Source organism: Niastella sp. sgz303648 (assembly GCF_059587045.1).
In genome coordinates this window covers 1337552-1344379 of sequence record NZ_JCAPSW010000001.1, presented here as the reverse complement: position 1 = coordinate 1344379, position 6828 = coordinate 1337552, and the positions used below count along the sequence as shown (strand labels likewise).

Genomic DNA, 6828 nt, shown 5'->3' with positions numbered 1-6828 from the left:
ATAACTATTTTACTATCCATTGTTAAACTTCCCGGAGGGATACGATTAGCGAACAAAAGTTGAGAATATATTCGTCGCCCGACCATATTGCCAAACTGCCTGTTAGCCGAAGTTTATATATCGGCAGCTCCTTGAATCATTTGAAGTTCATTCCTGTAAAGAAAAGGAACCCAAAAACGTGGTTCGTCTTTATCTCCCCTTTCCTCAAAGAACCCTATATTAATCAATTTTTGAGCTATAATTTTTGTTTTTTCTAAGGAACAATTCCAAATACTTGATAATGTTTCCAGACGTTGCTCGGTTTTTTCTCCAGATAATTTTTGTATGAATTCTTTTAGAGTAGGAAATTCAGCATATATCGTTTGTTCTAATCGAACCTTTGAGACTTTATCTAATGATACTTTAAAAGCATTTCTTCCGATTAAATTCTCATGTGTAAGATCATTTTGCCCAACTTGAATTCTTCTTATTTGTTCTGTTTTTGCTTCATTAAATAAATGTATTACTTCACGTGGAGCGATTATACCTTTCCCATCTTTAACTCGTGTAAGTATCCAGTCAATTGTCTTGGGCTTTTTATCTCCAATTTCAATTTGCTCCGGAAATAATCTGTAAAAAAGATTTTCTTGTTCGTCATAATTAGCTAAAATAGCTTCTTTGTTAATCTTAAATGCATCAACTATTGATTGATTACTTAATAACCTTCTCATAATCAAATTAACAATTGTTTCTTTTTTCCAACTTATTGTTACAGTTTTTGTTATATGACTAGCCTCCCTAAAACCTTCTTCCGTTATCCTTCGCCAAATGTCATCCCGTAAAAAGATCTTAATTTTAAGAGTGGTATAAGGTGTCAAATCTCTATAAACTTTAAATAATGCCCTTAACGCATTTGTCTCTAGATCTAAATTCTCCGAAAATGCTACGTCCAACCTATCTACCGCAATCCATAGGCTAATTTTTTCAGCTAACAAAGCTTCTTGCAATGTTTGATATAAGTAGTCTATTGAGCGCATCCCTTCCTCGAGTTCCTTATGATCTGGTTCCCTAAATGAAATTTTTAAACTAAAAGAAGTAGGCATACCTGAAGCTTCGTTTACTCCCATTTTAGGCTCAATTGCCTCTAAATTCATGATTTGTCTGACATAATCTCGGCAAGCCTTCAATATGGCTTTTAATCCATATTTTGCGGGAATTAATTTGGCAGCAACTAAGACATTTTTAATTTCAAGAAATTTTTTTGAGTTTATTCCCCAAGAGTCAAATTCTGATACCGTAATAACTAAGAAATATAATTTCCATAGCCTTGTAAATTCAATTTCTGAAGTTGGTGGGTCTATATTTAGTCCTTCAAAGACTGTGTTACCTCTAGGGTTTTCTGCGGTAGTTAATAAGATTGCTTTGTCAAATAGTTCCTGTTTTTTTGAGTCTAATATTGCGTAAAGTGCACTTTTTCCAGCCCCTTTTGTGCCATAAACCACATCCACTTTATTCTCAAACAATAAGCGCCAGTCCTCAGTACTAACAAAATACTTGTCTAACGTTTCGATTTCCTCTTCAGCAATTCTTTCTCCTAAATTAATTTGCTGTAAAATTTCAATTTTTTCCATAAGCTCAATTTTAATTTTCGGCTAACGTTAGTATTTTCCTTACAAGGTTACCTTTCGTTTATTGTGTTCGGATATAGTACCAATACAACATGTTCGGTATTTATTGCTTTCGTTGACAAGCACAGATCAAGTAATTGATTTTATTTAAAGTGGAAATGAGCTTACAATATACAAATTATTGTGCATTTCGAACGTACAAGTGATTGGAATTAAATTACTTGCGTCTAAAGGTTATATTTAGCAGCCAAAACTTCAAAATGAAAAAGCCTTCAAATCCAATGACTTGAAGGCTTTTTCAATTTCTGCGGAGAGAGAGGGATTCGAACCCCCGGACCTGTAACAGTCAACGGTTTTCAAGACCGCCGCATTAGACCGCTCTGCCATCTCTCCGGGGCAAAAATAGGGGTAGCATTTTAACTAACAAAAAAACTATTCAAGATTATTATTTTTTACAAGCTTTTTTATTTCAATTGTTTGTAGTAATATCCGGCCCCCTTTCCCGCTCCTGTGAATCGTTTTTATTACCCTGGTCGTGCTTGTTTGATAAATGATTTTGTTGCTATTCTTTATAACCCTCACTTTGGCAAACGCCCGGCTTTTGTTTTACGTAGTCATCAATGAAATTGCGTGGTTTCGGTGCTGTTGTTCATGGCAACGGTAGATGACGTCCCCTGCTGTATAATATTCTGCACCGTATCAAAATAACCGGTACCTACAAAACTCTGGTGCTTCACCGCTTTAAAACCGGCTGCCTGCAGCGCAAACTCCCTTTGCTGCAATTCTGAAAAGCCTGCCATACCCTTTTGTTTGTACAACCGGGATAATTCGAACATCGAAGTGTTCAGGGCATGAAAACCTGCGAGTGTTATAAACTGGAATTTGTATCCTAATGCCGCCAGCTCTTCACAAAAAGTTTCCATTTCTTTTTCGCTTAAATGCCTGGCCCAGTTAAACGACGGAGAACAATTGTATGCCAGTAATTTGCCGGGAAACCGTTCGTGAATGCCCTGCGCAAATTCTTTTGCCATGCCAATATCGGGGTGCGACGTTTCCATCCAAAGCATATCTGCATATGGTGCATAGGCAATGCCTCGCGCTATACATTGCTGTATGCCATTACGCACATAATAAAATCCTTCATTTGTTCTTTCTCCGGTAATAAAAGGCAGATCTCTGCCATCAATATCCGAAGTGAGCAAACCGGCTGCTTCGGCATCGGTTCTTGCTATAATCAGGGTGGGGGTGTTCATAACATCTGCCGCCAGGCGGGCTGCTACCAGCTTGTTGATAGCTTCCTGTGTTGGCACCAGCACTTTGCCGCCAAGGTGTCCGCATTTTTTGGCACTCGATAACTGGTCTTCAAAATGTACACCCGATGCACCAGCTTCAATCATAGCCCTCATTAATTCAAATGCATTCAGGTTGCCGCCAAAACCTGCTTCTGCGTCGGCTACTATCGGGCACATCCAGTCGGTAGTGTCAACATTATTTACTGAATCTATCTGTTCGCAACGAAGTAAAGCATTGTTAATGCGTTTTACCACTTCAGGCACCGAGTTGGCAGGATATAAAGACTGATCGGGATACATGGCGCCTGCTACATTGGCATCTGCAGCCACCTGCCAGCCGCTTAAATAAATGGCATCCAATCCGGCTGCAACTTCCTGTATAGCCTGGTTTCCTGTTAAGGCGCCCAGGGCCGCCACGTAAGGCTGGGCATGTAATAATTTCCATAGCTTTTGTGCACCCTGTTTGGCAAGAGAATATTCGATTTCTATCCTTCCCCGTATTTTTAATACTTCTGCGGCGGTGTAGGGGCGTTTAATGCCTGTCCATCTTGGATGGGTTTCCCATTCGCTTGTTAGTTGGGCTATCTGCTGTTCGATGTTCATAAGCAAACTTTTATTGAGTGATATAATGAGCCGGCTCCTGCACTGTTTCAGGTTTAGCTGTTTTTACCGGTTGCTCCAGGCACACTTTTTTGTCATTGTTTGAGAGAATCGTGTCGTAAGCGGGTATGGTGAAAAATTCTTCGAATGCTTCGTTTACAATAAGTCGGTTGAATATGCAAATGGCCTGTACAAATTGTCCCTGTTGGTATTGCATACATCCAACCGTTTGCTTTATTTTTTCAATTTCATCGTCGCGCCAGTCTTCATACAATGTGTGGCAAAACAGGCGGCCATCGGCCAGCGGGGTTTCATCCTGCAGCCACTGCCAAAGTTGAGTACGGCATATTTCTGCTGTGGCGGCGTCTTCCATCAGGTTATGAATAGCAGCTGCTCCAATGCCCCGCAGCCAGCTTTCGATGTACAGGATGCCAATGTTGATGTTGGCGCGAATACCTTCCTCGGTGATGGTGCCTTCGGGAACCTGCAGTAAGTCGGCTTCGGTACAATGAAAATTGTCGAGTTTGCGGTGCAACTGGTTGGCTGTTGGCATATGGGTATTAAATATTTCCAACGCAATAGGTACCAGGCCTGGGTGCGCTACCCAGGTGCCGTCGTGGCCGTCTGTTACTTCCCGTAGTTTATCGGCCTTTACTTTTTCCAGTGCCATCTCATTGGCAGATGCATTATCCTTTACAGGTATTTGAGCCGCCATGCCTCCAATGGCATGTGCGCCTCTTTGATGACAGGTTTGTATTACCAATTGTGTGTAGGCCCGCATAAACGGTACCGTCATAGTTATCTGCGAGCGATCGGGGAGAATATGACCGGGTATACTTCTGAATTTTTTGATGAAAGAAAAAATATAATCCCATCTGCCGCAGTTCATGCCGGCAGAATGCTCTTTCAGCTCCCACAAAATTTCATGAAGCTGAAACGTTGCTAATATAGTCTCAACAAGAACTGTAGCTTTAATGGTGCCTTGTGCAATGCCGCAATAATCCTGTGCAAATACGAACACTTCATTCCATAACCTGGCTTCTTTATAGCTTTCCATTTTAGGTAGATAAAAATAGGGACCGGTTCCTTTTTGTAGCAGGGTAGCTGCATTGTGAAAAAAGTACAAGCCAAAATCAACCAGGCTGGCGCTGGCCGGTTCGCCATCAATGAGTATATGCTTTTCGGTAAGATGCCAGCCTCTGGGGCGCACCATTAACGTGGCCGTTTTTTCCTGTAACCGGTATTCTTTCCCGTTGTCATTCACATACGAGATGGTTCTGTTAATGGCATCTTTCAGGTTAATTTGCCCCTGAATGGTATTATCCCAGGTGGGTGTATGGCTGTCTTCAAAATCGGCCATGAATATATTGGCGCCGGAATTCAGGGCGTTAATGATCATTTTTCGTTCTACCGGCCCGGTTATTTCCACGCTTCTGTTCTGCAGGTCGGCCGGTACTGGGGCAATGCACCAGTTGCTAAGCCTGATGTTTGATGTTTCAGGCAGAAATTGAGGTTTCCATCTATGGTTAAGCTGGTGCTGAATGGTGGCTCGTTCTAACAATACAATTTTTCGGGCCTGATTAAAACGGCGCTGTAGTTCTGTTAAAAACTGCAGCGCCTCCTGGGTTAATATGCTTTTATAAGCACTTGTGAGGGGAGCCTGAATGCTCCAGATGGGATGTTGTTCTGAATCTTTTCTCATACGCCTAATTTTACACTAATATAGAAAATTATTTCAATAGCGAAAATTTCGCTAAAAAATATTTTTTCGATTTTTAAGGGTTTTAACTTATTTTGGCGCTATGATTACAGGAAACGACAGTATCCGCCTCATTTTTGGATTGAAAGTAAAGTCGCTTCGGCAGGAAAGGGGACTATCGTACCAGCAACTGGCCGATAAAGCAGGCTTATCGCTCTCTTATATACATGATATAGAAACCGGAAAAAAATTTCCCAAGTCAGACAAGATCATTATCCTGGCCAAAACCCTGGGCGTTGAATACGATTATCTTGTTTCAATACGGGCCAGTAAAAAACTGCAGCCGATCATTGACCTGATCAATTCTGATTTTATCAATGCCATTCCCTGGGAGCATTTTGGATTAACCCCCGCGGCCCTGCTCGATCTTTTTTCAAATACGCCCGATAAAGTCACAGCCTTTATCAGCACCCTGCTGCAGATTTCGAGAAGTTACCAGCTATCAAAAGAAAGCTTTTATAAATCTGCCCTGCGTTCTTACCAGAATTTGCATGATAATTATTTTGAAGAGATAGAAGAAGCTGTGCAAAAATTCAGAATACAGTATGAGTTAGAAGATATGGTTCCGATGGAAGGAACCCGGCTTGAATCGATCCTTGAAAGTTTTGGAATTAAGATTAACAGAAAGAAGATGGGGAATATTGAAGCGCTGAATAAATTGCGCTCATACTATTCTTTAAAAACCAAAACACTGTATCTGAATAAAGGGCTGAGCCGGGCACAGGAAATGTTTTTAATGGCAAGAGAATTGGGCTTCCAGTTTCAGCAACTTACCGACCGGCCATATGATACGGTGAATAACAACAGCCCCTCCTTCGATACCATGCTTAATAATTTTAAAGCATCTTATTTTGCGGTAGCCCTGCTAATGCCCGAAGAGCATTTTACAGATGATATTAAACGGATTATTACGCAGCAAAAATGGAATCCCAAATCATGGATGGACCTTATAACTTTTTACAACGTAACGCCAGAGATGCTGATGCAGCGATTAACCAATATTTTACCCCGGCATTTTGGTATTGAGAACCTGTTCTTTTTAAGAATGAACGGGAATAAGGAGGAGAACTATTTTGAAATGACCAAGGAACTACACTTGTCGCAATTGCACAATCCGTATGCCAATGTATTGCATGAACATTATTGTCACCGCTGGGTTAGTATTAAATCCATTAAACATGTTGCCGACCTTGTTAAAAACAAAAAATACCGCTCGCCCATTATAGAAGCTCAAATTTCGGAGTATTGGCAAACGCATAATAAATATTTGTGTATATCTATTGCCAAGCCGGTCAATAAAGAAGGATCGGAGGCGGTTAGCGTAACGATCGGTTTGCTGATAGATCAAAAATTATTGTATACCATGCCTTTTGTCAATGATGCGGCTATTCCGGTTTTAACGGTACATACCACCTGCGAAAGATGTGGTATTACAGATTGCAAAGAACGTGTTGCCAAACCTGCCGTGATCATTGAAATGGAAAAAGAGAAAAAGAAAGAAGAAGCCCTGCAGTTACTGGACTAATTGCATGAATCAATTCCACGATGCATTATTTTTAACATGCACTCT

General features: G+C 40.8%; 4 protein-coding genes and 1 tRNA gene. 1 reads left to right on the top strand and 4 read right to left on the bottom strand.

From position 1 onward, the window contains the following. Nucleotides 1–113: 113 nt before the first annotated feature. The 4 genes from AC59IL_RS04680 to aceB all read right to left on the bottom strand — a co-directional run bounded on the left by AC59IL_RS04680 (nucleotide 114) and on the right by aceB (nucleotide 5201). Nucleotides 114–1610, bottom strand: coding sequence for a P-loop ATPase, Sll1717 family (locus AC59IL_RS04680; protein WP_496550925.1), 1497 nt, complete (start codon nucleotides 1608–1610; stop codon nucleotides 114–116). A 305-nt stretch (nucleotides 1611–1915) separates the two neighbouring features. After that, a tRNA-Ser gene (locus AC59IL_RS04675) sits at nucleotides 1916–2000 on the bottom strand. Nucleotides 2001–2224: 224 nt separating this feature from the next. Next, entirely contained in the window at nucleotides 2225–3502 is a 1278-nt protein-coding gene (gene aceA, locus AC59IL_RS04670; RefSeq protein ID WP_496550924.1) for an isocitrate lyase, read from the bottom strand. Nucleotides 3503–3512: 10 nt separating this feature from the next. Further along, on the bottom strand, nucleotides 3513–5201 hold the full coding sequence (gene aceB, locus AC59IL_RS04665; RefSeq protein WP_496550923.1) for a malate synthase A: 1689 nt from the start codon (nucleotides 5199–5201) through the stop codon (nucleotides 3513–3515). Nucleotides 5202–5301: 100 nt separating this feature from the next. Here aceB and AC59IL_RS04660 point away from each other — a divergent pair, with 100 nt between their 5' ends. Next, nucleotides 5302–6783 carry a helix-turn-helix domain-containing protein gene (locus AC59IL_RS04660; RefSeq protein WP_496550922.1) on the top strand — a complete coding sequence of 494 codons (1482 nt, stop codon included), beginning with the start codon at nucleotides 5302–5304 and terminating at the stop codon, nucleotides 6781–6783. Nucleotides 6784–6828 lie beyond the last annotated feature (45 nt).